Source organism: Caulobacter zeae, from assembly GCF_002858925.1.
Lineage (GTDB): Bacteria > Pseudomonadota > Alphaproteobacteria > Caulobacterales > Caulobacteraceae > Caulobacter > Caulobacter zeae.
In genome coordinates, this window is sequence record NZ_PJRS01000018.1 from 133,378 (window position 1) to 157,473 (window position 24,096).

Here is a 24,096-nt window from a genome sequence, read left to right on the forward strand (position 1 = left end):
GGCGTCACGGGCGCGGCGCTGTTCGTCCCCTGGTGCTTGGCGGGCGGCGGCCTGCGCGGATTTCTCTCCGGCGACGCCATCGTTCGGAACCAACCCCAATGTCCCTTTCGTCTCCACAGGATCTCGCTCGCCGCCACGACCTCGACTGGATCAGGGTGGGCGCGTTCTTCCTGCTGATTCTGTATCACGTGGGCATGTTCTACGTGCCCTGGGAGTGGCACGTGAAGTCGCCCCATCCCATCCCGGCGCTGGAGCCGGTGATGATGCTGATCAACCCCTGGCGGCTGACCCTGCTGTTCCTCGTCTCGGGGGCGGCCACGCGCTTCATGGCTGACAAGGTCAGCGTCGGCAGGCTGGCCGGCGCCCGCATCGCACGCCTTCTGCCGCCGCTGCTGCTGGCCATGGCCGTGATCGTGCCGCCGCAGTCCTACTACCAGGTCGCCGAGTATGTGGCCGCCCACCCGCAGGCGCCGTTCGGAGTCGATCCGTGGCCGACCTTCTGGGCCAAGTACCTGACGGCCTCGGGCGGCTGGTGCGGCGAGGACGGCGACTGCCTGATCACCCCGACCTGGAACCACATGTGGTTCGTCGCCTACCTCCTGGCCTACACGCTGGTGCTGGCCTTACTGCTGGCGATCGTTCCCAGGCTGGGTGAGAAAGTGCAGGCGGCCTGCGAGCGCGTGCTGGCCGGTCCCTGGCTGCTTGTCCTGCCGATCGCCTTCCTGGCGCTGGCCCGCGCGGTGCTGCTTCCGATCTTCGACATCACCCACGCCCTGGTCGACGACTGGTACAACCACGCCATCTCGCTTGCCGCCTTCCTGCTGGGCTTTGGGCTGGCCAAGTCCTCGGTGCTGCGCGAGCGGTTGATCGCCATGCGCTGGCCTGCCGTGGTCCTGGCCCTGACCGCCTACGCGGCCTTCGCGACCTACGCCTGGATCTACCGGCAAGGCGACCCGGCGCAGGCGCTGCGGCTGACCATGCGCGGGGTCTATGCGGTCGACCAATGGTGCGCGATCGCGGCCATCCTCGGCTTTGGCGCCAAGCATCTGAACCGCGGCGGACCGGTGCTGCGCTACCTGACCCTGGGCGTCTTCCCGTTCTACATCGTCCACCAGACCGTGACGGTCGTCCTGGCGCACCACCTGGCCAGGCTGGGGCTGCCACAGGGGCTGGAGGCCCTGATCCTGGTCGCGGGAACCTTCGGCGCCTGTTTTGCGACCTACGAGATCGTCAGGCGCATTCCGGGCGTGCGGGTGCTGTTCGGCCTGCGGGTTCAGCCGGCTGCCGAGGCCAGCCGTCCGCCGGCCTTCGCATAGGCCTGGGTCCCGCGGGTCAGCACCTGGTCGGCGCCCACGATCTCGGTAATGCCGATGTCGCCGGCGCCGGCCAGCCGTTCGTACAGCGCCGAGAAGTCGCGCAGGGTCACTTCCTGCAAGGTCTGGATCGACGGGATCACGAAATAGACCTGCTGGAAGTCGTCGATCCGATAGGGCGTGCGCATCACCCGCTCCAGGTCGAAACCGATCCGGTTGGGGGAGGGGTCTTCGAGGGCGAAGATCGACTCCGTCCGCGACGAGACGATGCCCGCGCCATAGATCCGCAGGCCCGCCGGCGTGGCCATCAGGCCGAACTCGACGGTGTACCAGTAGAGCCTAGCGAGATTGGCCAGCCGGCCAAGGCCCAGCGCCCGCTGGCCGCCCTTGCCGTAGGCCTGCATGTAGTCGGCAAAGACCGGGTCGGTCAGCATCGGCACGTGGCCGAACACGTCGTGGAAGACGTCCGGCTCCTGCAGGTAGTCCAGCTCGTGCGGCTTGCGGATGAACTGCCCGGCCGGGAAACGGCGATTGGCCAGGTGATCGAAGAACACGTCGTCGGGCACCAGGCCCGGCACGGCCACGACGCTCCAGCCGGTCAGGCGCTTGAGCTCCTCGTTGATGCGATTGAAGTCGGGAATGCCCGTGCGATGCAGGTCCAGCGCGTCCAGGCCGCGCAGGAACTCGTCGCAGGCGCGGTTCTGCAGGACCTTGGCCTGGCGCTCGTAGAGCGTGATCCAGACGTCGTGCTCGGCCTGGCTATAGGCTTCCCAGCCTTGATCGATCGTCCAATCGGGGCGGGCCCCTGGGGGCGGCCCGCCGCTAAAACCGTCTGCGCTCATGAAACGACGTTACGCCCGGGGCGCAGCAAGTTTCGTTCGATTTTTGCGCGCAACCGCCAGATCGGCGGTCAGGCCTTGCCGTCAGTGCGAGATCCGGGGGCGAAGCTTGTAGGCGCCGTGGTCGAAGGATTCGAAGATCAGCGAGGCCTGCGGGTGATGCACGGGCTCGCCGCTGTCGTCGGGCAACAGGTTCTGCTCCGAGACGTAGGCGACATAGGTGTTGTCGTCGTTCTCGGCCAGCAGGTGATAGAACGGCTGGTCCTTGGACGGGCGGATGTCCTCGGGGATCGATTCCCACCACTCTTCCGTATTGGCGAACACCGGGTCGACGTCGAACACCACGCCCCGGAAGGGGAAGATGCGGTGTCTGACGACCTGGCCGATCGCGAATTTGGCGAGTCTCTCGTTCATGATGAAGATATTACGACGAGTCTCCTGACTGAATCCTGAACGTAACCCGCGTTCATTGCAGGCTCACGCCGCCTTCCGGTGCATCGACACGGTTGCTATGGTCTCCGACGAAGTGAGGCGGTTCGTGACGAATCGCCTGCGAGACAGGTGGAAAGACCATGTCGGAGGCGCCGAGAGCGCCCGGCGGATCCCGTGGCCAGGGCGGCCAGGGTTCACGTCGGTCTCCGGGCGAGCAGCCGTGCTACGCGGCGCTCGATCTCGGAACCAATAATTGCCGCCTCCTGGTGGCGACGCCTTCGCCGCGCGGGTTCCGCGTCATCGAGGCCTATTCCCGTATTGTCAGGTTGGGGGAGGGGCTGTCCCAGACGGGGCAGCTGTCCGACGCCGCGATGGAGCGGTCGATGGCCGCGCTCAAGGTCTGCGCCGAGAAGATCCGTCGTCGCAAGGCTGTCCGGGTCAAGGCTGTGGCCACCCAGGCCTGTCGCGGCGCCAGCAACGGCACCGAGTTCGTCCGCCGCGTGGCCGAGGAGACGGGCCTTCGCCTGCAGATCATCACGCCGCGCGAGGAGGCCCAGTTGTCGGTCGCCGGCTGCATGAGCCTGTTCGACCGGGAGGCCGACGCCGCGTTGGTCGTCGATGTCGGCGGCGGTTCGACCGAGCTGTCGTGGGTCGACCTCAAGGGCGGCGGGCTCGACGCCAAGCCGCGCCAGTTCGAGGCCTGGAAACTGCCGATCCGCGCCTGGCTGTCCATTCCGATCGGGGTCGTCACCCTGGCCGAGCGCTTCCCCGAGGGCGAGCGGGCTGACGACGGCTGGTTCCGGGCCATGGTCGAGGAGGTCAAGTCGAAGATCTCGGCGTTCCCGCACGCCGCGCCGATGCGCAAGACCTTCGACGCCGGCCGCGCCCACATGGTCGGAACCTCCGGCGCGATCACCAGCCTGGCGGGCCTGCACCTTGGCCTGCCGCGCTACGACCGCAATGTCGTCGATGGGCTGTGGATGCAGCGTTCCGACTGCGAGGCCGCCGCAGGCCGCCTGCTGACCCTGACCGCCAAGGAGCGGGCGCTGGAGCCCTGCATCGGGGCCGATCGCGCCGACCTGGTGCTGGCCGGCGCGGCCATTCTTCAAGCCGTTCAAGAGCTTTGGCCATGTTCGCGCGTGCGAGTCGCCGACCGAGGGCTTAGAGAGGGGCTTCTGATGTCCTTGATGTCGGATCGGCAGAAGCGCCCCCGCCGACGGCGGCGTGGCGGGGCCGGTTCGGCCCGAACGGTGAACGCATGAACGACGAGCCCCCCAAGCGCCGCATGGTGAAACCGCCTACGGGCGGCAACGCGGACGGCCGCGCCAAGCCGGCGCGCCTGAAGACCGCCTATGGACGCACGCCCAGCCAGCAGGCCTGGCTGGAGCGTCAGATCAACGACCCGTTCTCGGCCAAGGCCCGGGCGCTGGGCTATCGCAGCCGCGCGGCCTTCAAGATCAGCGAGATCGACGAGAAGTTCCGCTTCTTCAAGAAGGGCGCGAAGGTCATCGACCTGGGCTGCGCGCCTGGCGGCTGGCTGCAGGTGGCCGTCGAGCGCGGCGTGACCCAGCTCGTGGGCGTCGACTTGCTGCACGTCGACCCGGTCGAGCCGGCGCACATCGTCGAGATGGATTTCACCGACCCGGCCTGTCCGCCCAAGCTGCTCGAGTTGCTGGGCGGCGCGCCGGATCTGGTGATGTCGGACATGGCCCCCAACACTGTCGGCCATCGCGAGACCGACCACCTGCGCATCGTCGGCCTGATCGAGATCGGCGCCGAGTTCGCCATCGAGACGCTGAAGCCCGGCGGCGCGTTCGTCGCCAAGGCCTTCCAGGGCGGCGAGACCTCCGAGGTCATCGCCCGGCTGAAGAAGAACTTCGAGAAGGTCCAGCACTTCAAGCCCAAGGCCAGCCGCCAGGACAGCTCCGAGGTCTTCCTCGTGGCGACGGGCTTCAAGGGAAGATAGGTCTCCGATGGTCGCCGCGTTTGTCTCCCTGATGATCGCGGCGGCCGCATCGACGCCAGCCTGCATCATCACCGATAGCGCCGCTCGCGACAGCCTGCGGTTCTAGGGCCATCCGGCGAAGGCCCGGAGCGGCGCTCCCGCCAAGCCCGTGCTGGATACGCCCGACAAGCGATTGTTTCGAACCGCGCTGCGCGAGGGCGCGGCCCGGGGGCCGAACTTTGCGGGCCACATAACGATCGTCCAGTGGGGCTGCGGGACCTCCTGCGTTGCCTGGGCGGCGGTGGACGCCCGGACGGGCCGTGTCACCAAGCTGCCCGGCGCGGACTACATGGATACGAACCGCGTGGGTGGAATGCTCCACGGCGTGAACTTCGAGAAGGGGAGCCGCGTCATCGTGCTGGCCGGCGCGCCGCGTGAGGACCAGGCCCGCGCAGGGGTCTATCGTTATCTCTGGACCGGCGACGGCTTCCGGCTGCTGGGCTTCGTTCCGCAGGCGAAGGCTTGCGAGCCGCTAGAGGAGCCATGACGACCGCTAGAGCCGTGTTGCCTGGCATGAATATGGGCATCGTTCGATGCTACATTTCGTGTTGCAAGGAGCTCACGCCATGCGCACGACACTGGCCTTGGACGATGAACTGCTGAAGCGGGCCGCCGCTCTTACGGGCATCCAGGAAAAGGCGGCCTTGGTGCGCGAGGCCCTGAAGGCTCTTGTCGAGCGCGAAAGCGCACGTCGACTGACGCTGCTGGGCGGCAGCGAGCCCGAGCTCCAGCTTGCTCCTCGTCGAAGGTCCTAGGCGGCGTGATCCTGGTCGATAGTTCGGTCTGGGTTGCTCATCTTCGCGCTGCCGACGCGGTGCTTGTGCGGTTGCTGGAAGAGAGCAGGGTGCTTGTCCATCCTTTCGTCGTGGGCGAACTGGCGCTCGGCAATCTCAAGAACCGAACGGCTTTTCTGGAAGCGCTTCGGCAGATGCCGATGGCGACCTCGGCGACCGATGCGGAGGTGTTTGACTTTGTCGGAGGTCATCGGCTCTACGGGCGCGGGATTGATCATGTCGATGCGCATCTACTGGCGGCCGTGCGCTTGACCGCCGGTGCTCGCCTTTGGACGCAGGATCAGCGCCTGGAAGGTGTGGCGCGGGATCTGGGACTGGAGTTTCGCCCTCCAGCCTGAGAGCGCAGATTTCATGCCGCAGGGCGCTCTCCACGCCTCGACAAACGCCCGTCTCGCGACTATACGAGCGCCGCAAAATGGAGAATCCGATGGAGATTCGCGAAGGGCTCACCTTCGACGACGTTTTGCTCGAACCTGGTCCGTCCGACGTCATGCCGACGCAAGTGACGACCGAGACCAAGTTCACGCGTGAAATCAGTCTGAACATCCCGCTCGTGTCCGCCGCCATGGACACGGTCACCGAAAGCCGTCTCGCCATCGCCATGGCGCAGGCCGGCGGCCTGGGCATCCTGCACCGCAACCTCTCCAACGAGGAGCAGGCCGACCACGTCCGCGAGGTCAAGCGCTACGAAAGCGGCATGGTCATCAATCCGCTGACCATCCACCCGGACACCACCCTGGCCGAGGTCCGCGAGATCACGGCCCGCCGCAAGATCTCGGGCTTCCCGGTGGTCGAGCGCGACACGGGCAAGCTGGTGGGCATTCTCACGAACCGCGACATGCGCTTTGAGGGCGACGCCAACGTGCCGGCCTCGGCGCTGATGACCCGCGAGAACCTGATCACGGTCGGCGAGGGCGTGGATCACCGCGAGGCCCGCGAACTTCTCCGCAAGCACAAGATCGAACGCCTGATCGTCGTCGACGACGCCTATCGCGCCGTCGGCCTGATCACGGTGAAGGACATCGAGAAGGCCCAGGCTCACCCCCTGGCCGCCAAGGACGACAAGGGCCGCCTGCTGGTCGGCGCGGCCTCGACCGTCGGCGACGCCGGTTTCGAGCGCTCCATGGGCCTTGTTGACGCCGGCGTCGACGTCGTCGTCATCGATACCGCCCACGGCCACTCCAGCCAGGTCGCCGCGGCGGTCTCGCGCCTGAAGCGCGAAGCCAACCGCGTCCAGATCGTGGCCGGCAACATCGCCACCTACGACGCCGCCCGCGCTCTCATCGACGCCGGCGCCGACGCCGTTAAGGTGGGCATCGGCCCGGGCTCGATCTGCACCACCCGCATCGTCGCGGGCGTGGGCGTGCCGCAGCTGACCGCGATCATGGAAGCCGTCCGCGCCGGTCGCGAAAGCGGCGTGCCGGTGATCGCCGACGGCGGCATCAAGTTCTCGGGCGACCTGGCCAAGGCCATCGCCGCGGGCGCTTCGACCGCCATGATGGGCTCGATGTTCGCCGGCACCGAAGAGGCGCCGGGCGAGGTGTTCCTGTACCAGGGGCGCTCGTACAAGAGCTATCGCGGCATGGGCTCGGTGGGCGCCATGGCCCGCGGCTCGGCCGACCGTTACTTCCAGAAGGAAGTGACCGACAGCTTCAAGCTCGTTCCGGAAGGCATCGAAGGCCAGACCCCGTTCAAGGGTCCGATCGCTCCGGTGCTGCACCAGCTGGTCGGCGGCCTGCGCGCGGCCATGGGCTATGTCGGCGCCCCCACGATCCCGGAACTGCAGGAGCGCGCGCGCTTCGTGCGGATCACCGGCGCCGGCCTGCGTGAAAGCCACGTCCACGACGTGATGATCACGCGCGAGGCTCCGAACTATCCGAGCGCGGTCTAGGCCATGCAGATGGCCTTCGAGCTGCGGATGCTGGCGGTCGCGGTCGTCATCGGGCTGGTCCACCTTCTGTGGGCCAGCGCGGCGGCCCAGCCCCAGCGCGGCTTGAAGTGGAATGTCGGATCGCGGGAGGTTCCGGTCGTGCTGACCGGCATGGCCGGACGGCTCGAAAGGGCGTTCGCCAACTTCCGCGAGACCTTCGCGTTCTTCGTCGCCGCCGTGCTGGTCGCCTATCTGGGCGGCCGGCTCGGCGCGCTGACCGTCGCTGGAACCGCACTCTATGTCGGCGCCCGGGCGGTCTATGTCTTTCTCTATGCGTTCGGCGTGCCGGTCGTTCGCAGCCTGGTCTGGGTCGCCTCTATGGCGGGCCTTGGCCTGGTCCTTCTGGCGTTGGTGATTTAGCTCCATGCGTGACGGAGGACGGGTTTCCGCGGCGATCGAGGTTCTGACCGAGATCGAGACGCGGCATTTTCCTGTGAAGATGGCGCTCAAGCGCTGGGGCGAAGCCGCGCGCTACGCCGGCTCCAAGGACCGGGCCTTCGTCTCGGGTCTGGTGCTCGACGCCCTGCGCCGCAAGCGCTCGCTGGGCTGGATGATGGGCGACGCTTCGGCAAGAGGCGTGGTGCTTGGCGTCCTGGCCTTCGTCTGGAAGTGGCCGGCCGAGCGCATCGCCGAGGCGGGCTCCGAAGAGCACGGCTTTGGCGCGCTGTCCGCGGCCGAACTGGCCCGCTTGAACGATCCTGTCTCGCTCGAAGGCGCGCCCGCGCCGGTGGCGGGCGACTATCCCGACTGGCTGGAGCCGCACCTGGCCCGCGCCCTGGGCGCCGAGCAGGCCGCCGAGATGGCCGCCTTGTCCGAGCGCGCGCCGGTGGACCTGCGCATCAACACCCTGAAGACCGACGTCGAGCGCGGCGCCAAGGCCCTGGCCCTGATCAACGCCGCGCCGGCTGGGGTCCTGGCCACCGCCTTCCGTATTCCCGCGCCCGCCGCCGCCGACCGCACGCCGTCGGTCGAGGCCGTGCCCGCGTTCTCCAAGGGCTGGTTCGAGGTCCAGGACCTGGGCTCGCAGCTCGCCGCCGCCGTGGCCGGCGAGGTCAAGGGCAAGCAGGTGCTCGACTTCTGCGCCGGCGGCGGCGGCAAGACGCTCGCGCTGGCCGCCGCCATGGGCAACAGCGGCCAGATCTTCGCCCATGACGCCGACGCCCGGCGCCTGGCCGACACCATCCGGCGCGGCCAGAGGGCAGGGGTCCGCAACCTGCAGATCCGCTCGCCGATCGAGGCCCAGCCGCTGAAAGGCCTGGAAGGCAAGATCGACGTCGTCTTCGTCGACGCCCCCTGCACCGGCGCCGGCACCTGGCGGCGTCATCCGGACGCCAAGTGGCGCCTGTCGCCCGATCAGCTGGTCAAGCGCCAGATCGAGCAGGACAGCGTCATGGAGGACGCCTCGACCTTCGTGAAGGCCGGCGGCCGCATGGTCTACGTCACCTGCTCGCTGCTCGCCGAGGAGAACGAGGACCGCGTCGCGGCCTTCCTCGAGCGCCATCCCGAATTCACCGTCAAGCCGATCGCCCTCGACGGCGTCACCCACGTGACACCGGAAGGCTATCTGCGCCTGACCCCGCACCGCGCCGGTACGGACGGCTTCTTCGCCGCCGTGCTCGTGCGCTCGACCTACGCACCGTAACTGCCCGCCCCGACCCGCTGGAGACCCGCCCGATGACCACCGAACCCCACCACCAGCGCGTCCTGATCGTCGATTTCGGCAGCCAGGTGACCCAGCTGATCGCGCGCCGGGTGCGCGAGGCCGGCGTCTATTGCGAGATCCATCCCTTCGACAAGGCCGAAGCCCTGGTCGATGACTACCAGCCCTCGGCGATCATCCTGTCAGGCGGTCCGGCCAGCGTGCTGGAGGCCGACAGCCCCCGCATCGGCCGCAAGCTGTTCGACCTGGGCCTGCCGATGCTGGCCATCTGCTACGGTCAGCAGCTGCTGTGCGACGTGCTGGGCGGCAAGGTCGAGGGCGGCCACGCCGGCGAGTTCGGCCGCGCCGAGCTGACCATCGGCAAGCAAAGCCCGCTGTTCGAAGGCCTGGCCGGCGTGGGCGAGCTGGAAACCGTCTGGATGAGCCACGGCGACCGCGTCACCGCCATCCCCGAGGGCTTCGAGGTGGTGGGCACCTCGAACGGCGCGCCCTTCGCCGCCATCGCCAACGACGCCAAGAAGATCTACGCGCTGCAGTTCCACCCCGAGGTCTACCACACGGTCAACGGCCCGCAGATCTACAAGAACTTCCTGGCCCTGGCCGGCCTGAAGGGCGACTGGACCATGGCGGCGTTCCGGCAGGAGATGGTCCAGAAGATCCGCGACCAGGTCGGCGACGGCAAGGTGATCTGCGGCCTGTCGGGCGGCGTCGACAGTTCGGTGGCCGCCGTGCTGATCCACGAGGCCATCGGCGACCAGCTGACCTGCGTGTTCGTCGACACCGGCCTGTTGCGCAAGAACGAGGCCGACCAGGTCGTCACCCTGTTCCGCGACCACTACAACATCCCGCTGGTCCACGTGGACGCCGGCGACCTGTTCCTGGGGGAACTGGCCGGCGTCAGCGACCCGGAGACCAAGCGCAAGACCATCGGCCGCCTGTTCATCGACGTCTTCGACAAGGAAGCCGCCAAGATCGACGGCGCGCAGTTCCTGGCGCAAGGGACCCTCTATCCCGACGTGGTCGAGAGCGTCTCGGCGCGCGGCGGTCCGTCGGCGGTGATCAAAAGCCACCACAACGTGGGCGGCCTGCCGGACTACATGAAGCTGAAGCTGGTCGAGCCGCTGCGCGAACTCTTCAAGGACGAGGTCCGCGCCCTGGGCGTCGAGCTGGGCCTGGCGCCCGCCTTCGTTGGCCGCCACCCGTTCCCCGGCCCGGGCCTGGCCATCCGCATCCCTGGCGAGATCACCCCCGAGAAGGTCAAGGTCCTGCAGGACGCCGACGCCATCTATCTCGAAGAGATCCGCAACGCCGGGCTCTATGACAAGATCTGGCAGGCCTTCGCCGTGCTGCTTCCGGTCAAGACGGTGGGCGTCATGGGCGACGCCCGCACCTACGAAAACGTCCTGGCCCTGCGCGCGGTGACCTCGACCGACGGCATGACCGCCGACTTCTTCGAGTTCCCCTGGGAGATCCTCGGCAAGACCGCCACCCGGATCATCAACGAGGTCCGCGGCGTCAACCGCGTCGTCTACGACGTGACCAGCAAGCCGCCCGGCACCATCGAGTGGGAATGATTCAGGGTCCTTCCGGGACCTTCGCGGACCATCGCGAATATCACCTAAATCATTGAAATAATTTGTGTTCTGTCTCCCTAGCGATCGGCGACGATCAGGGGGAGCCAGTTCACTTTTCGCGTGGCTGACGGTAAGCCCACGACCTTGCTCGCGAGGGCGAGCGGCTGGTACCGTCACGCCAAGTCAGGCCTGACGGTACTTTTTCCAGCATCAAGCCCCTGAATTCACTCAGGAAAAGGCGCTTCCACCATGCCGTTTTCGGCATGACGGTATTTTGCGGCCTTTTTGCCGGTTTTCGGGGTGCGCAGGAGGCCGTTCATGCTCACCGACGCCGCACTCAAGTTTTTGAAACCAAAGAAGAAACCGTACAAGGTCGCGGACCGTGACGGTATCTATGTGGTGGTCTCTCCCGCCGGGTCCATCTCCTTCCGTCTCGACTACCGGATCAACAACCGGCGAGAGACCCTGACCCTCGGCCGCTATGGTCGGGACGGTATCAGCCTGCTCGCCGCGCGCGAGCTGGGCATGGAGGCCCGCCGCAAGGTGAGGGAAGGGATCTCGCCCGCCATCGAGAAGCAGCGGGACAAGGCCCGCATCAAGGCCGCCAAGACCTTCGGCGACTTTGGCCGCAAGTGGCTGGAGGAAGCCCGGATGGCCGAAAGCACCCGGGCCATGCGCCGCTCGATCTACGAGCGCGACGTCGAGCCGGCGTTCAAGAACCGGTTGCTGGCCGAGATCGAGCCAGCCGATATCCGGGCTCTATGCCAGACGGTGAAGGGCCGGGGCGCGCCCGCGACCGCGATCCATATCCGCGACCAGGTCAACCTGATCTTCGCCTTCGCCCGCTTGCATGGCGAGAAGGTGGAGAACCCGGCCAACGACGTCAGCCCGTCGTCGATCTGGTCGTTCGTGCCGCGCGATCGGGCCCTGTCGGCCAAGGAGATCCGGCTGTTCTATCCGCTCCTGGAGCAGGTGCCGACGCTGCCGACCATCAGACTGGGCATGAAGCTCATCCTGCTGACTCTGGTCCGCAAGAGCGAGCTGCAGGACGCCACCTGGGACGAGGTCGACTTCGTCAACGCGGTCTGGTGCATCCCCGCCGCTCGGATGAAGGCCGGCCGGCCCCACAACGTCTACCTGTCGACCCAGGCGCTCGACATCATGATCGCCCTGAAGACCTGTGCGGGGAACTCGCCGTACCTGCTCCCGTCGCGCTATGAGCCGGATCAGCCGATGTCGCGCGCAACGTTCAACCGCGTGACCATGAGCATCGCCGAGCGCGCCAAGGAACAAGGACTGCCCATCGCGCCCTTCACCGTCCACGACCTGCGCCGGACGGGTTCGACCCTGCTCAACGAGATCGGGTTCGAAAGCGACTGGATCGAGAAGTGCCTGGCCCACGTCGATCGCCGGACCTCGCGTCGGGTCTACAATGTCGCCGAATACGCCCATCAGCGTCGGCACATGCTCCAGGAGTGGGCGGACATGATCGACGCCTGGGTGAGGGGAGAGCGGCATGTCCCGACCCTTCGGCCCGCCGAGTTGCATGGGGTCACTTTGGATCCGCGTGCTTGAGCGCGCGGATCGGCGCCCCGAACCTCTCGGTGTAAACGAGACGCTCTACCGGCGAGCCGATCAGGCGGCCTCTCACCGAATTACAGGGCGGGTCTTGCGATCTCGGACGTCAGGCAGGGGCGCGCGGTCTTGGATGCCGGCTTCCGCGTCGCGCTTGCGTTCGGCTAGCCAGGTCTCGACCTCGGCGAGGTCCCAGACCACGCAGCGGCGTGTCAGGGCAAAGCGGCGGGGAAACTCGCCGCGCCGTTCCATCTCGTAGATCGTGGTGTCGGCCAGCGGCACGATCTGGCGCAGCTGGCCGCGCCGGATCGCACGGGTCGGCATGGAGTCGGGGTGGCGCCGGGTCGTGTCGGAGGCGGTGGCGGACATAGGTTTGCTCCTTCGCCTCGACCTAAGCCTCTCCCGGTCTGCTGGTGAAGGGGGCAGCTCGCCGCATGCGGCAATGGCGCGCAAAGGCAGGCGAACGGCGGTTTGTCGTTGGTCAGCACGTGCCGACGAGGGCGCGGCTTCGTCGCATGACCCCGTATTTCTCCGGTATTGCGCCTGGGCCCCGGTTGGGGAACTGTTGCCGTGTCGCTGACGGCTTGAGAACGGTCGGAGACAGGCCCGGCGGCTTGAGAAACGTCGGGCCACCTTGATAGCCGGAGCGCGCCCTTTGGCCGCCGCTTGGGTGACAGGGCGATCGTCGCCGAAGGGTTCCCGCCGAACGCTTTCGCGTCCGGTTCCACCCGATCGGGAGAGCGGCCGGCGGTCACGCTCGGTCCCGCGGCTTTCGCCGCTCCTACGGGCGCGACGCCTGGCGGGCGCCTTTGGGGCGCCGCCGGCCGCTCGACGCCGCCTCCCGCCACGCGCTTCGCGCGGGCTCCTGTGCAGGCTTCATTCTTGTTGGCGACCGCTACGCGGTCGCGTGGCTTAGGGCTCCGCCCTCGGCGCACTTCGGATCGGCTTCCGCCCAGCTTCGGGCGTGGCTGGGAGGGCAGGCGGGAAGGGGGATCACGCCCTGCAGCCGGGTCCCCGCGAAGCCGCCCCTCCGTTTGCACACCCGGTCTCGCCGACGGGCGTCGGGGTTCAGGCGCGCCTTTTGCGCCTGAACCCCCATGCCCTCAGGAGGCAGACATGAACACTCACAGCCAAGCCGTTTCGTCCGCTGGCGTCCAGTGTGGCGAGGAGCGCGTCTATGCGCTCAACAAGCTCAAGAAATCGCCGCGCAACGTGCGCAAGGTGCCGCACACAGAGGCCGAGATCGAGGCGCGGGCGGCCAGTATCAGGACCAAGGGCGTGCTGCAAATGCCGGTGGTCGAACCGGAGCTTCGCGCCGATGGCTCGGAGACTGGCTACGGCCTCGTCACCATCGGCGAGGGGCGGCGCCTGGCCTTGCGCCTGCTGGCCAAGCGCAAGGTGATCTCCAAGACCACCCCGATCCGCTGCCTGGTCATGGTCGCAGTCTAGCGGAGTTAGAACCAAAGGGGAACGTGCGCAGCTAGTCGGCCAGCCGGATCCAGGTCGGCGCATGGTCGCTGGCGTCGGCCTCGCCGCGCGCCCAGCGGTCGACGCCGGCCTCGACCAGGCGATCGGCGAGATCCGGCGTCAGCAGCAGGTGGTCCAGCCGCAGGCCCTTGTCGCTCGGCCAGCGGTTTCGGAGATAGGCCCAGAAGGTCCAAAGCGGTCCGGTCGGATGGCGCTGGCGCAGGGCGTCGCTCCAGCCTTGATCCAGTAGGCGCTGGTAGGCGGCTCGCACCTCCGGCTGCAGCAGCGCGTCGTCGGCCCACGAGTGGGGCTGATAGATGTCGGCCTCGGTGGGCACGACGTTGTAGTCGCCGGCCAGCACCACCGGCGCGCCGCTGGATCGCAGGTCTTCAGCGTGGGCAATCAGGCGCTCGAACCAAGCCAGCTTGTCGTCGAACTTGGGGCCGGGCCTTGGATTGCCGTTGGGCAGGTAGAGGCTGGCGACCAGCACGCCATTGACCGCCGCCTCGATATAGCGGGCCTGCGCATCGGCCGGATCGCCAGGCAGAGCCGTGCGGGTGACGATCGGCTCGGCCTCGCGCGCCAGGATCGCCACGCCGTTCCAGCTGCGCTGGCCTTTCCAGACGGCGTTGTAGCCCAGCTGGGCTAGCGGCTCGGCGGGAAAGGCGTCTTGCTCGGCCTTGAGCTCCTGCAGGCAGACCACGTCCGGCTCGGCCTCAGCCAGCCAGTCGATCAGGTTGTCCAAGCGCTTGACGACATTGTTGATGTTGAAGGTGGCGATCTTCACCGGGCGTCGCCGACCTTGGCGGGCCTCAAGCCCCGATCGGCTGGAAGCTGCCCGGGTCCAGGCCCTCGGGCACGCCGCGGACATAGAGGCCTTCGGCGTGGTGGCGCTCGAAGTCCTCGACCTCGTAGACTTGGCCGCTGTAGATGCCCAGATGGGGCAGGTTGACTCCGGTGCGCAGCACCTGCTCGCCGGGCTGGAACGTCCGCTCGATCATCTTGGCTTTCCCGTCCTGGTGTGACGCCCATCCTGTCGTTCCGATGGGCCGGCCTCAAAACACGTGTGCGTCAGTAGCTTGGCCTTGGCGCGCGCATCGTCCGGAACGTCACCGAATAGCGCAGCGCCTCGACCGGCGGGATGCTGTGCTGCCAGTCGCTGCGGGCTGGGCCGCTCATCAGATAGGCCGAGCGCGGCTGGGCCTCGATCGTGGCCCGGTCCCAGGTGTCCCCGGCCTTGCGCCGCAGGCGAAAACTGCAGGGCGAAACCAGCGACACGCCGGCGATGGCGACGGCGGGCGGCCGGTCGCGATGCCAGCCGATGCCGGCGCCGGGCGGGTATTCAGTGACCAGGGCGTGGCGAAAGCTTTCGCGGGCCAGGCCTGTGAAGGCGGCGACCTTGTCGAGCAGCGGGCACAGGAAGTCGGGGATCGGCTCGCCTGTTTCGATCATCTGGCCACTGTCATCCCGCCGCCAGCCGAAGCTGGCGACGCGGCGATTGCCCAGATAGCCGAGGTGCTCGTAGGGCTTGAAGTCCAGGCCCTCGAACCGGCGCACCAGATCGCGCTCCTCGGCCGGGCCGATCAGGTCGGGCTGGTAGGCGAAGCCCTGCGGCGTGGTCCGGCGCGGCGCGGGCGGCAGGTCAAAGAGGCTCGGCTGGATGCTCATCGCCGCGCCGGCCCGTCTGGTTCGGCGACTGCGGGCGGATCGACCCGGCACACGGCGCGCCAATAGGACCACGGGACGCCCGCTGTCAGCGCCATCTCGAACCAGGCCTCTTCGCCATCGAAGTCGGGGACGTGTTCGGGCGAGACGAAGTCACGCGGCTGCGCGAGGCGCGGTGGCCGCCGGGAAAGGTGAAGCAGAGGGTGCGGCTGGTTGGATCGCCGGTGCGTTCGCGCTGGCGGGTCAGTTTCTCGATGCTCTTGCGCCAGACACGGGGCGGCTGGCCGGCGGGCGCGGCGAGGCGCCCGCGACGCGGGGGAGGGGGCATGGCGGATGTCCAGGTTGTTCTATAATTGTTCTCATGGGCGGACGAGAGTCAATCGACCGGAACGCGAAGTGGGGATCGATCCGCATGAGGCCTTGGCTGGCCTGGGAAACGGCTCTGATGCTATGCGGGCGGTATGGAGGAGCCGGCTCTGGATCTGGAAGCGATGGCCGCGGCGCTGCAGGAAAGCGACGACTACCGGGTGCTGCGCCGGCTGGTCCCGCGGCCGCCGGTGGCGATCCCCGATGGCGTCGTTGTCCGCACAGGCCTGTTCGTCGATGTCGAGACCACGGGCCTGGACTGGCGCCAGGACGAGATCATCGAACTGGCCATGGTCCCGTTCCGCTATGGGATGGACGGGCGGATCTACGAGATCGGCGAGGCCTTCCACGGCTTTCGCCAGCCGGCGCGGCCGATTCCGCCGGAGATCACCGCCCTGACTGGCATCAATGACGCCATGGTCGCCGGCCAAACCCTCGACCTGGACGCGGTGACGGCCGCCGCGGCTCCGGCCGCCCTGGTCATCGCCCACAACGCCGCCTTCGACCGCCGTTTCCTCGAGCGGTTCTGCGAGGTGTTCCGCACCAAGCCTTGGGCCTGCTCGATGAGCCAGGTCGACTGGGCCGCCGAGGGGCACGAGGGCGTAAAGCTGGCCTGGCTCGCCGCCGGGGCCGGGTTCTTCTACGACCGTCACCGGGCGGTCAATGACTGCGCAGCGGCCATCGAACTGCTGGCGACCGACCTGCCCAAAAGCGGCGTTCCGGCCCTGGCCGCCCTGCTGGAGCGGGCGCGCCTTCCGACCTGGCGGATCTGGGCCGAGAACTCGCCCTTCGCCATGAAGGACAGGCTCAAGGCTCGCGGCTATCGCTGGAACGGCGATGACGCCGTGCCCTCGCGCTGCTGGTATGTCGATGTCGCCGAGGCCGACAAGGACGCCGAGCTTTTGTTCCTGCGCCAGGAAATCTACGGCGGCGAGATCGACCTGCTGGCCCGGCGCATCGACGCCTATGACCGGTTCTCCGAGCGTGGCTAGGGGCCAGGGACAAGAGGGGAACGGCATGAGGGTTTCCAGGCGCTCGACCCTGGCCACGGGCCTGGCGCTGGCGGCGGTTGGTGGGGCAGGCGAGGCGGCGTCCTCACGCCGCCTGAGCAATCCTCGGCCTTCGGCGCAGGCCCGCGCCCTCTACGACTTTCTCTGGAGCCTCTACGGCCGCAAGACACTGACCGGCCAGCAGGAGCTGGGCGTGGCCCGCGCGGGCCCTCGGGTCGAGCTGGATTACCTGGCGCGGGTGACCGGCCGCCAGCCGGCCATCCTCGGCCTCGACTACATGGACCCGCGCGACAACGCCGCGGTCAACGCGCGGGCCACGGCTTGGCATCGCTCGGGCGGGATCGTCACCCTGTGCTGGCACTGGGGCGCGCCCGACGTCGGGACGGGATACGAGAACTCGAAGAAGGATTTCGATCTGCCGGCCGCCCTGAAGCCGGGCACGCCGCAGAACCGGGCTTTGCACCGCGACCTCGACGCGATCGCCGACCTCCTGACGGTGTTGCGCGACCGACGCGTGCCGGTGCTCTGGCGGCCGCTGCACGAGTTCAGCGGCGACTGGTTCTGGTGGGGCAAGCATGGGCCGGCCGCCTTCAAGGCGCTGTGGGCGCTGATGTATGACGCGTTCACCCGCCGCCGGGGCCTGGACAACCTGATCTGGGTGCTGGGCTGGGCCGGCCAGAACGTCGATCCGGCTTGGTATCCGGGCCGCGAGCGCGTCGATGTCGCCGGCGCCGACATCTATGTCGAGGACCATGGCGCGCTCGAGCCGATGTTCAGGGCGGTCAAGGCGATCGTCGGCGACAGCGTGCCGATCTGCCTGCACGAGAACGGGCCGATCCCCGATCCAGCCCTACTCGGACCCCAGGCCGATTGGCTGTGGTTCATGACCTGGCACACGCGCTGGCTGATGGATCCCGGTCAGAACGACCCAGCGCGCCTGGAGGCCTATTATGGCTCGGGGCGGTACGTGACCAAGGACGAGCTACTGGCCGCGGGTCTGCCCAAGCCCGGTTGAGGCGTCGCCCGGGGCGGCCCGTCCCGTCCTCGAAGGCGCGGTGCGGGCTTACGCCTCTATGGCTTGGCCGAGGCCGCGCCGTCGGCCCACTGCCCGCGACCGGCCGCCTTGGCGTCCGCTTCGGCCTTGGCGTAGGCACCCTTGCTGTAGCGACGATACTCGGTGGTGAGCCCCGAGCGGATGAGCGCGGCGTTGACGTCCGGACTGGCGCTGGACCAGCACTTGCCGACGAAGCGGCCATAGCGGTCGCGCGCGACGAACCGACAGGCCACGCGGCCACGGGTCAGGCGGAGCAACTCATCCCGGGCCTCATAGGCGAAGGGCTCGGCTGGGGTCTGGCCGCGGCGCACCTCGGGCGCGTCGACGCCGAAGAGCCGCACCCGCTCGGAACCACAGCGCAGGGTGTCGCCATCGTGAACGGTCGGGGCGGTGCAGGCGATGAGGGCGGCGGCGAAGGCGGCGGTAAGGAACATGGAGCGGCTCTAATCCGCTTCGGCCCGAAGAGGTAGGCGCGGAAATCGCATTTTGAGGTCGGTCGCGAGCCCGAGGGCGTCTTGCCGCGTCTCCACTTAGCGCACTCCGAGCACTCTGGGCGCTGACGTTCGATTTGCCCAAGCTACGTCACGTCAACCCTGGATGTCTGGCGTAAGAAAATGGGTTGTAAGCCTCTGACGCTCTTGGTGTGCGCGCGGAGGGGACGCTTTGCGTTTACACAATCAAATCAAGGAAGGCGGATTTAAGTAAGGGCCAGTTTTGATAGGATTCTTCTGATTTCCTGGCTTCCACTAAAGTAGCCAAATCATCGTCATCAAGCGCGATTATAAATCCGCGCATATCTTTGGCTGTGTCACGGCATCGCTTTCTAAACAAATCTTTGTTGTCGAAGGATCTGCAAACCAAAATTCCAGTTTGCCCGGCGCTTGGGTTAAATCTGCTCGATAGCTGGTCGAGTTCGGGATTTGCTACTTTGCCGCCGTAGTTTTTGCACTCAATCCAAACCATTGCTGAGCTATAGTGCTTGGAGAGCCAATCGAAAAATCCGCCCTTTGCGGCATTTGTGTAAACGACATCTACAATTTTTCTTCCTTCGTGGATTTTAAATTGCGGCCTTGGGCTGGTAAGATCGGGGTAGAAAAGTGCAGAGAGCAAAGCTTCCACGGCGTCTTCATAATCGCCAGCTCGCTCCCTACCCGTTGGCAGCGACCTAACTGCTGAAAGTAAAGCGTCCCAATCCGGCTTCGGCGTCCCCTCGACGGCTGCGATTAGGTCGTGGTCCAGCGAAAGATATGGTCGTTCATCCATATCTTTCTTATATTTTTCGAAAACATCGGGATTATCAATAGTTATATTGACCACGTCGGATTTGGTTTTTCCGTATTTTTCTTCGACGCTCTTCTTTGTAACTTTTCTGACTTTCGTTTTCTTGACTACCTGTACAAGGGAAGAGTTCGCGTCCAATTCAACCTTCTGGAGGTGAGTGAGTACGTAAAATCTATAGTATTCTTCTAAAGAATACGCGAGGTGCCTCCGGACTACAGCCTTCGGTACAAGTAAAATCTTTCCGCGTGGCGTCATGGGAAGAGTGGTGAACTTCTCTGTCCATTCCTTAGTCTGAGAGTTCCAGATTGGACCGGACGGCACGCCTTCTTTTAACGGTATGCCGTACTGCTTGGCCATTTCATTTGTGTATTCAAGAAGTGGGCCGCGAATAATATTCGTCGTCATATCGGATATTATATCGACGCCAATTCCCTCGATCAAAAGGACCGTGTCCTCCAGGTCTTTGATCAGGCCACTTCGCGCAGCTTTGCTGCCGCTTAAAGCACTCCATACGTCATGGGCGGAGCCATCGCCGAGTGCGCGGCCCCTCGATTCGCCGCGTGAAAGGCCAAGGTGGGTTTCGTTGGGTTCGCGCAGAGCACGCAGCAGCCGTTCGGCGTCACCGTGGCGGCCCGCCCGTATGTGCCTCAGGACGGTGGTAAAAAAATCCTGCACCAGATGGGCGCATTCAGCGCCCCAGGCCGACGGAAGGCTCGCGAGCGCCTTCGGGCTGATGAACAAGGCTGTGTCGGTAGAATAGGAGACGTCCACGAAATCGAGTGTTGGCTGGGTTCGTCCCAACTTGAAGTACCTGGAAATTCTCATGGCGCCCTCCGCGACGAAAAACACTAGACCTCGACTTGGAAGTGTCCAGGTCAAAGTGGGCGCTAAAATCCCCGTTTCTCCAATTGCTTGCCTCTCGCGGGCCCGGGCGACAGTCGTAAACAGCTCTCGGCAAGGTCTTGGTTTCGGTCGATCTACGCGGCATCGCCCGCTTTTCGCGGGCCGTCCGCGCCTGGCAACTGGTCCGGACCGGGGACGTGGCGACGGCGCGCTTCGACGCGTAGCGTGGGTGGCCAGCGAGTCGGGGGGGACATGGGCAAGCAGGTCACCAAGCGCTGTCATTGGGTATCCCAAGCCTATCTGAAGACCTTCGCCGCGGATGAACGGCGCGAGAAGATCTGGCGCTTTGGCAAGACCGACTGCGAACCCGAGCTCAAGCCGATCGAAAAGGTGGCGGTGAAATTCCATCTGTACGCGCCCCGGTCGCCCGCAGGTGATCGCGACGACGCCGTAGAGCGCAAGCTGAGTGAACTCGAGCGATGGTTCGATCATCCGATCTGGAAGGCGCTCGGAACCACGGACATGGACCTGACGTGGGAGCCTCTTCGCAAGATCCTCGCCTTGATTGTTGCCACCACCTACGTGCGCAATCCGCGTCAGTTCGACACTTGGAAGAACGTCCATCGCCAGATGGTCGGCGAGCTTTCCAGGTTCGAGACACTGCCCACCCACATGACCATCGGCGCCGAGCGCCGGACTATCGACAACTCCGACTGGCCCCTATTCAGGGACGCGGACGATGAGGATATGAAGCGCGCCTGGAACAGCCACGTCGCGAGCGCGGGCGACATCGCGCCGCTTTTGCTGGGAATGCGCATGGTGATGGTGACCGCCGAGGAGCCGGTGTTCATCACCTCGGATCACCCTGTAATCGTCAATCACCCGTCTTTGCTATTCAAGGGTCTGCGGGACCCGGAAACCACCATCTCCCTTCCCGTGAGCCCAACGCGAACCTTGGTGCTCGACAATCGCCATGGCGAGCCGGATGGCGTCTACTATCCTCTGGCTGAGCAAAATCCGGCACCCTGGAATCTCCTCCAATGGCGCGGTTCGATCGAGCACATGTTTTCACACCGCCATCCCGATGAGGTCTGCAGCGAACTCGTGGCTGACGAGGACCGCATGATGGCTGCCAGCCAACGGCGATGGATCTGCGAATAGCGGCTGCCCCTCGCGGCTTCGCCGGAGGGGCGAGCTTGACTTGGGCGGAACGCTGCCGGCTCAGGCGGTCCAGACCTTGTTCAACACCCCGGCCGTCATCGCCGCCTTGTCCTGGGGCGGGAAGCGGCCGTAGTGCTCGGCGATGGTGTCGGGCGTGTCCTGGATCGCATAGCCTGGATCGCGCCTGCCTCAGTTCCGGTCGCCTGATACACCTAGCGTCAGCTCAAACCTTTTGAGCCGGCGCGTCGGCGATCTGGTGTCCGAAGGGATACCGACCAAGCTTCCGGTGGTTCCGCCGTCCGATCTCGGCCGGTTCATTCTTGGAACCCGGACCACGATCACGAAGCCGACACGGAAGATTCTAGCCTATTACGACATCTCGCCAGAGGAGAAGTTGACCCCGGCGAATACGGCGATCCTGGACAAGGTCGTGGCCAAATTGACCTGATGTTGCGGCCCTGCACGCGCCTGTAGATTTTTAGCTCCGCCGTTGGCCGGCGAAGCGAAGCGTCCGATGCTGACGTGGGCGGGCGCCAGGGTCCGGGTTGAACCCCTGGTCGCCCGGCCAGGCCGAAGGGATAATGACCATGAGGCGTAGGCCGGCTTCGCCCAGCATCGTCTACAAATACTATGGGCCGGAACGGGCCGACGTCTTCAGGAGCTTCCGCGTCCGGTTTTCCCAGCTGGGCGCCCTGAACGATCCCTTCGAGTTCCTGGTTCAGGCCCGGCCGGGCGAACTGCGACGAGGGGCTCAGCGCATGGCGGGCCGGATGAGCAATCCATTCAGCCTAATCGGTATGGGGGTGTGGGCCGCCTTCAAGGGGGTGAGGGAGAACGGGCAGCTTAAGACGCTGGCCTGGCCAGTCAGGATGATCGCGCTGGCCGTCGTGCTCCCCCTGGCGATCCTCATGACTCTGCTTCTGGGTCCCTTCATCGCCAAGACGATGCGAAAGGTGATGGCGGCTGCGGCCGACGAGTTCGAGGTGCTGCTGCTCGAACAGGTAAGGCGTGGACTAGTGCTGGTCTTCAGCTGCAGCGAGGCTTGGGCTTCGGTGCCCATGTGGGCCCACTACGCGGGCAACCACACCGGGTTCACCATCGGCCTCGACCCGGCCAGCGCCTTTCCAAACCCGAATCCGAAGTCGGACAAGCGCTTCCTGCCCGCCCTGAAGGTGAAGTACGTCCGGCGCCAGCCGCGCATCAGCATGTCCGACATGGACACCAGCAATTTCCTGACGGCGAAGATGGACCATTGGGCCTACGAGAAGGAGTGGCGGTTCCTGAACATGCCCGATGGCGCAGCCCAGCGCGGCGTGGTGGTCAACGGCCATGAGTTGCTGCTGTTCAACTTTCGCCCCGACGCCATCCGAGAAGTCGTGCTGGGCGCCAACTGCGCGGCGGAAACCGTGGCTACGATCCTGGACGCGATCGCGGAGGCGGACCTGAAGTTGGACCTCTTCCAGGTCAAGCGGAGCGCCGGCTACGGGTTCGAGCGGATCCGGATCAGGTCGCTCGAAGACCTGCAGGTCGAGACTTCGCCCGGGGGCATCGTCCGAGATTTGCGGGAGATGAAGTTCGAGCGAATGGAGGCCGCGTTCGACGATTTTCAGAAGGACGCCAGCGAAGACCGCATCGCACGTTGGCTGAGGAACGTCAGCGAACGTTCCTGAAAGTAAATGCGGGTGGAGTGGAATGGTCTTTTCTAGATATAAAATTTATGAGGGCATGACATCGCGAATTTGTCAAATATAGAAATTCCAGTTTAAAATCAAAACGCTATAATTTAGCGGTATTGATCACGGGTAAGCACAAACGCGTTATCAAAAAAGCCAAATGAATTCAATTCACTGGGCTTTAAATCATAATTGAGTGGGAGTGATCAGGGAAGGCGCCTTCGGGCGCCTTCTTTTTTGCCCGTAGATCGTGGGCGGTGGGGCGCAGGCGCGGGCTTTGGTTGTCCTCTGGCGAGTCTTGGCATACCGGTTGGCGATTGTCGCGAAGCCGACACAGTTCGCGACCTCTCCGCAGCAAGATGACATCCGCGCCCGCCAGCAGACCTTCCGCCTCGAGCGCCTTCGCCAGGTTCACGGACCCCGAGACGATGGCGTTAGCGATCGGCGACATCAATTCGGGGGCGAAGCCTCTTCCTCTCGAACGGACGAGCCGCCGCTTCGACGGCATGCTGGCGCGGGCCAGTTTCGGCGGACTGAACCTGGGCATCGGCCGTTTCGCCCAGGGCATCGCCCAGACCGCGGACATCCCCGGCGTCCATACCTTCATGTTCGCCACCGAGCCGGGGATCATGCGACGGGTCTCCGGACGCAAGCTGTTCGGCCGGCACATCTTCCATTTCCGCCCCAACGAGCGGACCGTGACGGGCTCTCCGCCCGACATGCCGTGGGCGTTCGGTATCGTCACCATGCCGTTCGATCTGTTGACGGCGCACGCTCCCAACCTGATGGGCGCAGGCCATGGGGCGCCGCTGGATGATGATCGGATGTTCGTCGCGCCGTCGGCGGCGATGGACGAGCTCATCGGGTTGATGGGCGACATTTCGGGCGTGATCCAGAACACACCCCAGGTCCTCGGCGAGCCGCAACCGGCCAAGGCCCTGGCGGGCGCGGTCGTCGACAAGCTGATGGCCTGCCTTTCGCAAGGGCTGGTCAAGCCTGACAGGGCCGCCCTGGGGCGCCATCGCCAGATCGTCGCCCGCTTCGAGCAAGCCCTTGAGGAGCGTCCGGAAGAGATGCTGTCGTCGGGCGACATTTGCCGGATCGTGGGCGTGGCAGAGCGGACGCTCAACCTGGCCTGCCAGGAATTTCTTGGGGAAAGCGCGGTGCGTTACGCCCGCAATCGCCGCCTGGACCTCGTCCATGCGCGGCTGCGCGGTTCCGATCCCGCCACGACCATGGTGACCAACGTCGCCATGGACCACGGTTTCTGGGAGCTGGGCCGCTTCGCCCAGGCCTATCGCCTTCGCTTCGGCGAGCGTCCTTCCGACACCCTGCGCCGCAGCGCGCACTGACCCCGTTTCGAACTCTGCTGTTCATGCCGGGATTGCATAGTTTCGCGCACGCCCCGCTGGCAGGGACGGGAAAACATGCGTTTTACGGATCATCGATGCTGC

At 65.9% G+C, this 24,096-nt stretch carries 25 protein-coding genes; 17 read left to right on the forward strand and 8 right to left on the reverse strand.

The genetic code is table 11. The features are described from left to right. Positions 1-98: 98 nt before the first annotated feature. Positions 99-1,316: an acyltransferase family protein gene (locus tag SGCZBJ_RS09745; protein WP_101717805.1), complete on the forward strand. Its 1,218-nt coding sequence runs from the start codon at positions 99-101 to the stop codon at positions 1,314-1,316. Here SGCZBJ_RS09745 and phhA read toward each other — a convergent pair. Further along, positions 1,274-2,155 (reverse strand): phenylalanine 4-monooxygenase, encoded by an 882-nt coding sequence (gene phhA, locus SGCZBJ_RS09750; RefSeq protein WP_101717807.1) that lies wholly within the window; start codon positions 2,153-2,155, stop codon positions 1,274-1,276. The two genes, SGCZBJ_RS09745 and phhA, sit on opposite strands and share 43 nt — an antisense overlap. An 81-nt stretch (positions 2,156-2,236) precedes the next feature. Next, positions 2,237-2,566, reverse strand: a complete 330-nt coding sequence (gene hspQ / locus SGCZBJ_RS09755; protein ID WP_101717808.1) for a heat shock protein HspQ — start codon at positions 2,564-2,566, stop codon at positions 2,237-2,239. 158 nt (positions 2,567-2,724) lie between these two features. Here hspQ and SGCZBJ_RS09760 point away from each other — a divergent pair, with 158 nt between their 5' ends. The 10 genes from SGCZBJ_RS09760 to SGCZBJ_RS09805 all read left to right on the forward strand — a co-directional run bounded on the left by SGCZBJ_RS09760 (position 2,725) and on the right by SGCZBJ_RS09805 (position 12,122). Continuing rightward, a complete protein-coding gene (locus SGCZBJ_RS09760) occupies positions 2,725-3,846 on the forward strand; it encodes a Ppx/GppA phosphatase family protein (protein WP_101717809.1) in 1,122 nt (373 codons plus the stop codon). Further along, positions 3,843-4,550 carry an RlmE family RNA methyltransferase gene (locus SGCZBJ_RS09765; RefSeq protein ID WP_165799288.1) on the forward strand — a complete coding sequence of 236 codons (708 nt, stop codon included), beginning with the start codon at positions 3,843-3,845 and terminating at the stop codon, positions 4,548-4,550. The genes SGCZBJ_RS09760 and SGCZBJ_RS09765 overlap by 4 nt, the downstream gene beginning before the upstream one ends. 148 nt (positions 4,551-4,698) lie before the next feature. Then, positions 4,699-5,076 carry a hypothetical protein gene (locus SGCZBJ_RS09770; protein ID WP_101717810.1) on the forward strand — a complete coding sequence of 126 codons (378 nt, stop codon included), beginning with the start codon at positions 4,699-4,701 and terminating at the stop codon, positions 5,074-5,076. 79 nt (positions 5,077-5,155) lie between these two features. After that, positions 5,156-5,344 (forward strand): type II toxin-antitoxin system VapB family antitoxin, encoded by a 189-nt coding sequence (locus tag SGCZBJ_RS09775; RefSeq protein ID WP_101717811.1) that lies wholly within the window; start codon positions 5,156-5,158, stop codon positions 5,342-5,344. Positions 5,345-5,349: 5 nt separating this feature from the next. After that, positions 5,350-5,721 (forward strand): type II toxin-antitoxin system VapC family toxin, encoded by a 372-nt coding sequence (locus SGCZBJ_RS09780; RefSeq protein ID WP_101717812.1) that lies wholly within the window; start codon positions 5,350-5,352, stop codon positions 5,719-5,721. 89 nt (positions 5,722-5,810) lie between these two features. Then, complete coding sequence (guaB, locus tag SGCZBJ_RS09785; protein ID WP_101717813.1) at positions 5,811-7,274, forward strand: IMP dehydrogenase; 1,464 nt, start codon at positions 5,811-5,813, stop codon at positions 7,272-7,274. A 3-nt stretch (positions 7,275-7,277) separates the two neighbouring features. After that, the gene (locus SGCZBJ_RS09790; RefSeq protein WP_101717814.1) at positions 7,278-7,673 is read left to right on the forward strand and encodes an MAPEG family protein; all 396 of its coding nucleotides are present in this window, start codon (positions 7,278-7,280) and stop codon (positions 7,671-7,673) included. A 4-nt stretch (positions 7,674-7,677) separates the two neighbouring features. Next, on the forward strand, positions 7,678-8,955 hold the full coding sequence (locus SGCZBJ_RS09795) for an RsmB/NOP family class I SAM-dependent RNA methyltransferase (RefSeq protein ID WP_101717815.1): 1,278 nt from the start codon (positions 7,678-7,680) through the stop codon (positions 8,953-8,955). Between the two features lie 32 nt (positions 8,956-8,987). Further along, positions 8,988-10,547 carry a glutamine-hydrolyzing GMP synthase gene (gene guaA / locus SGCZBJ_RS09800; RefSeq protein WP_101717816.1) on the forward strand — a complete coding sequence of 520 codons (1,560 nt, stop codon included), beginning with the start codon at positions 8,988-8,990 and terminating at the stop codon, positions 10,545-10,547. 318 nt (positions 10,548-10,865) lie between these two features. After that, positions 10,866-12,122: a tyrosine-type recombinase/integrase gene (locus SGCZBJ_RS09805; RefSeq protein ID WP_101717817.1), complete on the forward strand. Its 1,257-nt coding sequence runs from the start codon at positions 10,866-10,868 to the stop codon at positions 12,120-12,122. Positions 12,123-12,194: 72 nt separating this feature from the next. On the opposite strand, the gene SGCZBJ_RS09810 is transcribed toward SGCZBJ_RS09805, so the two are convergent. Further along, positions 12,195-12,491, reverse strand: coding sequence for a helix-turn-helix transcriptional regulator (locus SGCZBJ_RS09810; RefSeq protein WP_101717818.1), 297 nt, complete (start codon positions 12,489-12,491; stop codon positions 12,195-12,197). A 747-nt stretch (positions 12,492-13,238) separates the two neighbouring features. Here SGCZBJ_RS09810 and SGCZBJ_RS09815 point away from each other — a divergent pair. Further along, positions 13,239-13,571 (forward strand): ParB N-terminal domain-containing protein, encoded by a 333-nt coding sequence (locus tag SGCZBJ_RS09815; RefSeq protein ID WP_117590376.1) that lies wholly within the window; start codon positions 13,239-13,241, stop codon positions 13,569-13,571. A 31-nt stretch (positions 13,572-13,602) separates the two neighbouring features. Here SGCZBJ_RS09815 and SGCZBJ_RS09820 read toward each other — a convergent pair whose 3' ends face one another. From SGCZBJ_RS09820 to SGCZBJ_RS09830, 3 genes are all read right to left on the reverse strand, one after another. Beyond that, entirely contained in the window at positions 13,603-14,376 is a 774-nt protein-coding gene (locus SGCZBJ_RS09820; protein WP_205685358.1) for an exodeoxyribonuclease III, read from the reverse strand. A gap of 25 nt (positions 14,377-14,401) precedes the next feature. Continuing rightward, the gene (locus tag SGCZBJ_RS09825) at positions 14,402-14,590 is read right to left on the reverse strand and encodes a hypothetical protein (RefSeq protein WP_101717820.1); all 189 of its coding nucleotides are present in this window, start codon (positions 14,588-14,590) and stop codon (positions 14,402-14,404) included. 70 nt (positions 14,591-14,660) lie between these two features. Continuing rightward, positions 14,661-15,257 carry an alpha-ketoglutarate-dependent dioxygenase AlkB gene (locus tag SGCZBJ_RS09830; protein WP_101717821.1) on the reverse strand — a complete coding sequence of 199 codons (597 nt, stop codon included), beginning with the start codon at positions 15,255-15,257 and terminating at the stop codon, positions 14,661-14,663. 458 nt (positions 15,258-15,715) lie between these two features. Between SGCZBJ_RS09830 and SGCZBJ_RS09840 the strand changes: the two genes are divergently transcribed. Both SGCZBJ_RS09840 and SGCZBJ_RS09845 read left to right on the forward strand, forming a co-directional pair. After that, positions 15,716-16,612: a 3'-5' exonuclease gene (locus SGCZBJ_RS09840; RefSeq protein WP_101717822.1), complete on the forward strand. Its 897-nt coding sequence runs from the start codon at positions 15,716-15,718 to the stop codon at positions 16,610-16,612. 25 nt (positions 16,613-16,637) lie between these two features. Next, positions 16,638-17,645, forward strand: coding sequence for a glycosyl hydrolase (locus SGCZBJ_RS09845; protein WP_240621465.1), 1,008 nt, complete (start codon positions 16,638-16,640; stop codon positions 17,643-17,645). Between the two features lie 56 nt (positions 17,646-17,701). On the opposite strand, the gene SGCZBJ_RS09850 is transcribed toward SGCZBJ_RS09845, so the two are convergent. Both SGCZBJ_RS09850 and SGCZBJ_RS09855 read right to left on the reverse strand, forming a co-directional pair. Further along, complete coding sequence (locus SGCZBJ_RS09850; protein ID WP_101717823.1) at positions 17,702-18,118, reverse strand: thermonuclease family protein; 417 nt, start codon at positions 18,116-18,118, stop codon at positions 17,702-17,704. Between the two features lie 235 nt (positions 18,119-18,353). Then, positions 18,354-19,790, reverse strand: coding sequence for a restriction endonuclease (locus SGCZBJ_RS09855; RefSeq protein WP_101717932.1), 1,437 nt, complete (start codon positions 19,788-19,790; stop codon positions 18,354-18,356). A 270-nt stretch (positions 19,791-20,060) separates the two neighbouring features. Here SGCZBJ_RS09855 and SGCZBJ_RS09860 point away from each other — a divergent pair, with 270 nt between their 5' ends. The 3 genes from SGCZBJ_RS09860 (at position 20,061) to SGCZBJ_RS09875 (ending at position 23,994) form a co-directional block, all read left to right on the forward strand. Further along, positions 20,061-20,969, forward strand: coding sequence for a DUF4238 domain-containing protein (locus SGCZBJ_RS09860; RefSeq protein WP_133149222.1), 909 nt, complete (start codon positions 20,061-20,063; stop codon positions 20,967-20,969). Positions 20,970-21,556: 587 nt separating this feature from the next. Then, positions 21,557-22,639 (forward strand): DUF2971 domain-containing protein, encoded by a 1,083-nt coding sequence (locus tag SGCZBJ_RS09870; RefSeq protein ID WP_165799289.1) that lies wholly within the window; start codon positions 21,557-21,559, stop codon positions 22,637-22,639. Positions 22,640-23,001: 362 nt separating this feature from the next. After that, on the forward strand, positions 23,002-23,994 hold the full coding sequence (locus SGCZBJ_RS09875) for an AraC family transcriptional regulator (protein ID WP_101717827.1): 993 nt from the start codon (positions 23,002-23,004) through the stop codon (positions 23,992-23,994). The last annotated feature ends 102 nt before the right edge of the window (positions 23,995-24,096 follow it).

What these genes read in the sequence shown, in the direction of transcription:
- SGCZBJ_RS09815 (WP_117590376.1), top strand. Translation starts at nt 13,239, where the DNA reads ATGAACACTCACAGCCAAGCCGTTTCGTCCGCTGGCGTCCAGTGTGGC.
- guaA (WP_101717816.1), top strand. Translation starts at nt 8,988, where the DNA reads ATGACCACCGAACCCCACCACCAGCGCGTCCTGATCGTCGATTTCGGC.
- SGCZBJ_RS09805 (WP_101717817.1), top strand. Translation starts at nt 10,866, where the DNA reads ATGCTCACCGACGCCGCACTCAAGTTTTTGAAACCAAAGAAGAAACCG.
- phhA (WP_101717807.1), bottom strand. Translation starts at nt 2,155, where the DNA reads ATGAGCGCAGACGGTTTTAGCGGCGGGCCGCCCCCAGGGGCCCGCCCC.
- SGCZBJ_RS09850 (WP_101717823.1), bottom strand. Translation starts at nt 18,118, where the DNA reads ATGTTCCTTACCGCCGCCTTCGCCGCCGCCCTCATCGCCTGCACCGCC.
- SGCZBJ_RS09810 (WP_101717818.1), bottom strand. Translation starts at nt 12,491, where the DNA reads ATGTCCGCCACCGCCTCCGACACGACCCGGCGCCACCCCGACTCCATG.
- SGCZBJ_RS09840 (WP_101717822.1), top strand. Translation starts at nt 15,716, where the DNA reads ATGGAGGAGCCGGCTCTGGATCTGGAAGCGATGGCCGCGGCGCTGCAG.
- SGCZBJ_RS09855 (WP_101717932.1), bottom strand. Translation starts at nt 19,790, where the DNA reads ATGAGAATTTCCAGGTACTTCAAGTTGGGACGAACCCAGCCAACACTC.
- SGCZBJ_RS09765 (WP_165799288.1), top strand. Translation starts at nt 3,843, where the DNA reads ATGAACGACGAGCCCCCCAAGCGCCGCATGGTGAAACCGCCTACGGGC.
- SGCZBJ_RS09790 (WP_101717814.1), top strand. Translation starts at nt 7,278, where the DNA reads ATGCAGATGGCCTTCGAGCTGCGGATGCTGGCGGTCGCGGTCGTCATC.
- SGCZBJ_RS09830 (WP_101717821.1), bottom strand. Translation starts at nt 15,257, where the DNA reads ATGAGCATCCAGCCGAGCCTCTTTGACCTGCCGCCCGCGCCGCGCCGG.
- SGCZBJ_RS09775 (WP_101717811.1), top strand. Translation starts at nt 5,156, where the DNA reads ATGCGCACGACACTGGCCTTGGACGATGAACTGCTGAAGCGGGCCGCC.
- SGCZBJ_RS09760 (WP_101717809.1), top strand. Translation starts at nt 2,725, where the DNA reads ATGTCGGAGGCGCCGAGAGCGCCCGGCGGATCCCGTGGCCAGGGCGGC.
- hspQ (WP_101717808.1), bottom strand. Translation starts at nt 2,566, where the DNA reads ATGAACGAGAGACTCGCCAAATTCGCGATCGGCCAGGTCGTCAGACAC.
- SGCZBJ_RS09870 (WP_165799289.1), top strand. Translation starts at nt 21,557, where the DNA reads ATGAGGCGTAGGCCGGCTTCGCCCAGCATCGTCTACAAATACTATGGG.
- SGCZBJ_RS09875 (WP_101717827.1), top strand. Translation starts at nt 23,002, where the DNA reads ATGACATCCGCGCCCGCCAGCAGACCTTCCGCCTCGAGCGCCTTCGCC.
- SGCZBJ_RS09795 (WP_101717815.1), top strand. Translation starts at nt 7,678, where the DNA reads ATGCGTGACGGAGGACGGGTTTCCGCGGCGATCGAGGTTCTGACCGAG.
- SGCZBJ_RS09845 (WP_240621465.1), top strand. Translation starts at nt 16,638, where the DNA reads ATGAGGGTTTCCAGGCGCTCGACCCTGGCCACGGGCCTGGCGCTGGCG.
- SGCZBJ_RS09745 (WP_101717805.1), top strand. Translation starts at nt 99, where the DNA reads ATGTCCCTTTCGTCTCCACAGGATCTCGCTCGCCGCCACGACCTCGAC.
- guaB (WP_101717813.1), top strand. Translation starts at nt 5,811, where the DNA reads ATGGAGATTCGCGAAGGGCTCACCTTCGACGACGTTTTGCTCGAACCT.
- SGCZBJ_RS09860 (WP_133149222.1), top strand. Translation starts at nt 20,061, where the DNA reads ATGGGCAAGCAGGTCACCAAGCGCTGTCATTGGGTATCCCAAGCCTAT.
- SGCZBJ_RS09825 (WP_101717820.1), bottom strand. Translation starts at nt 14,590, where the DNA reads ATGATCGAGCGGACGTTCCAGCCCGGCGAGCAGGTGCTGCGCACCGGA.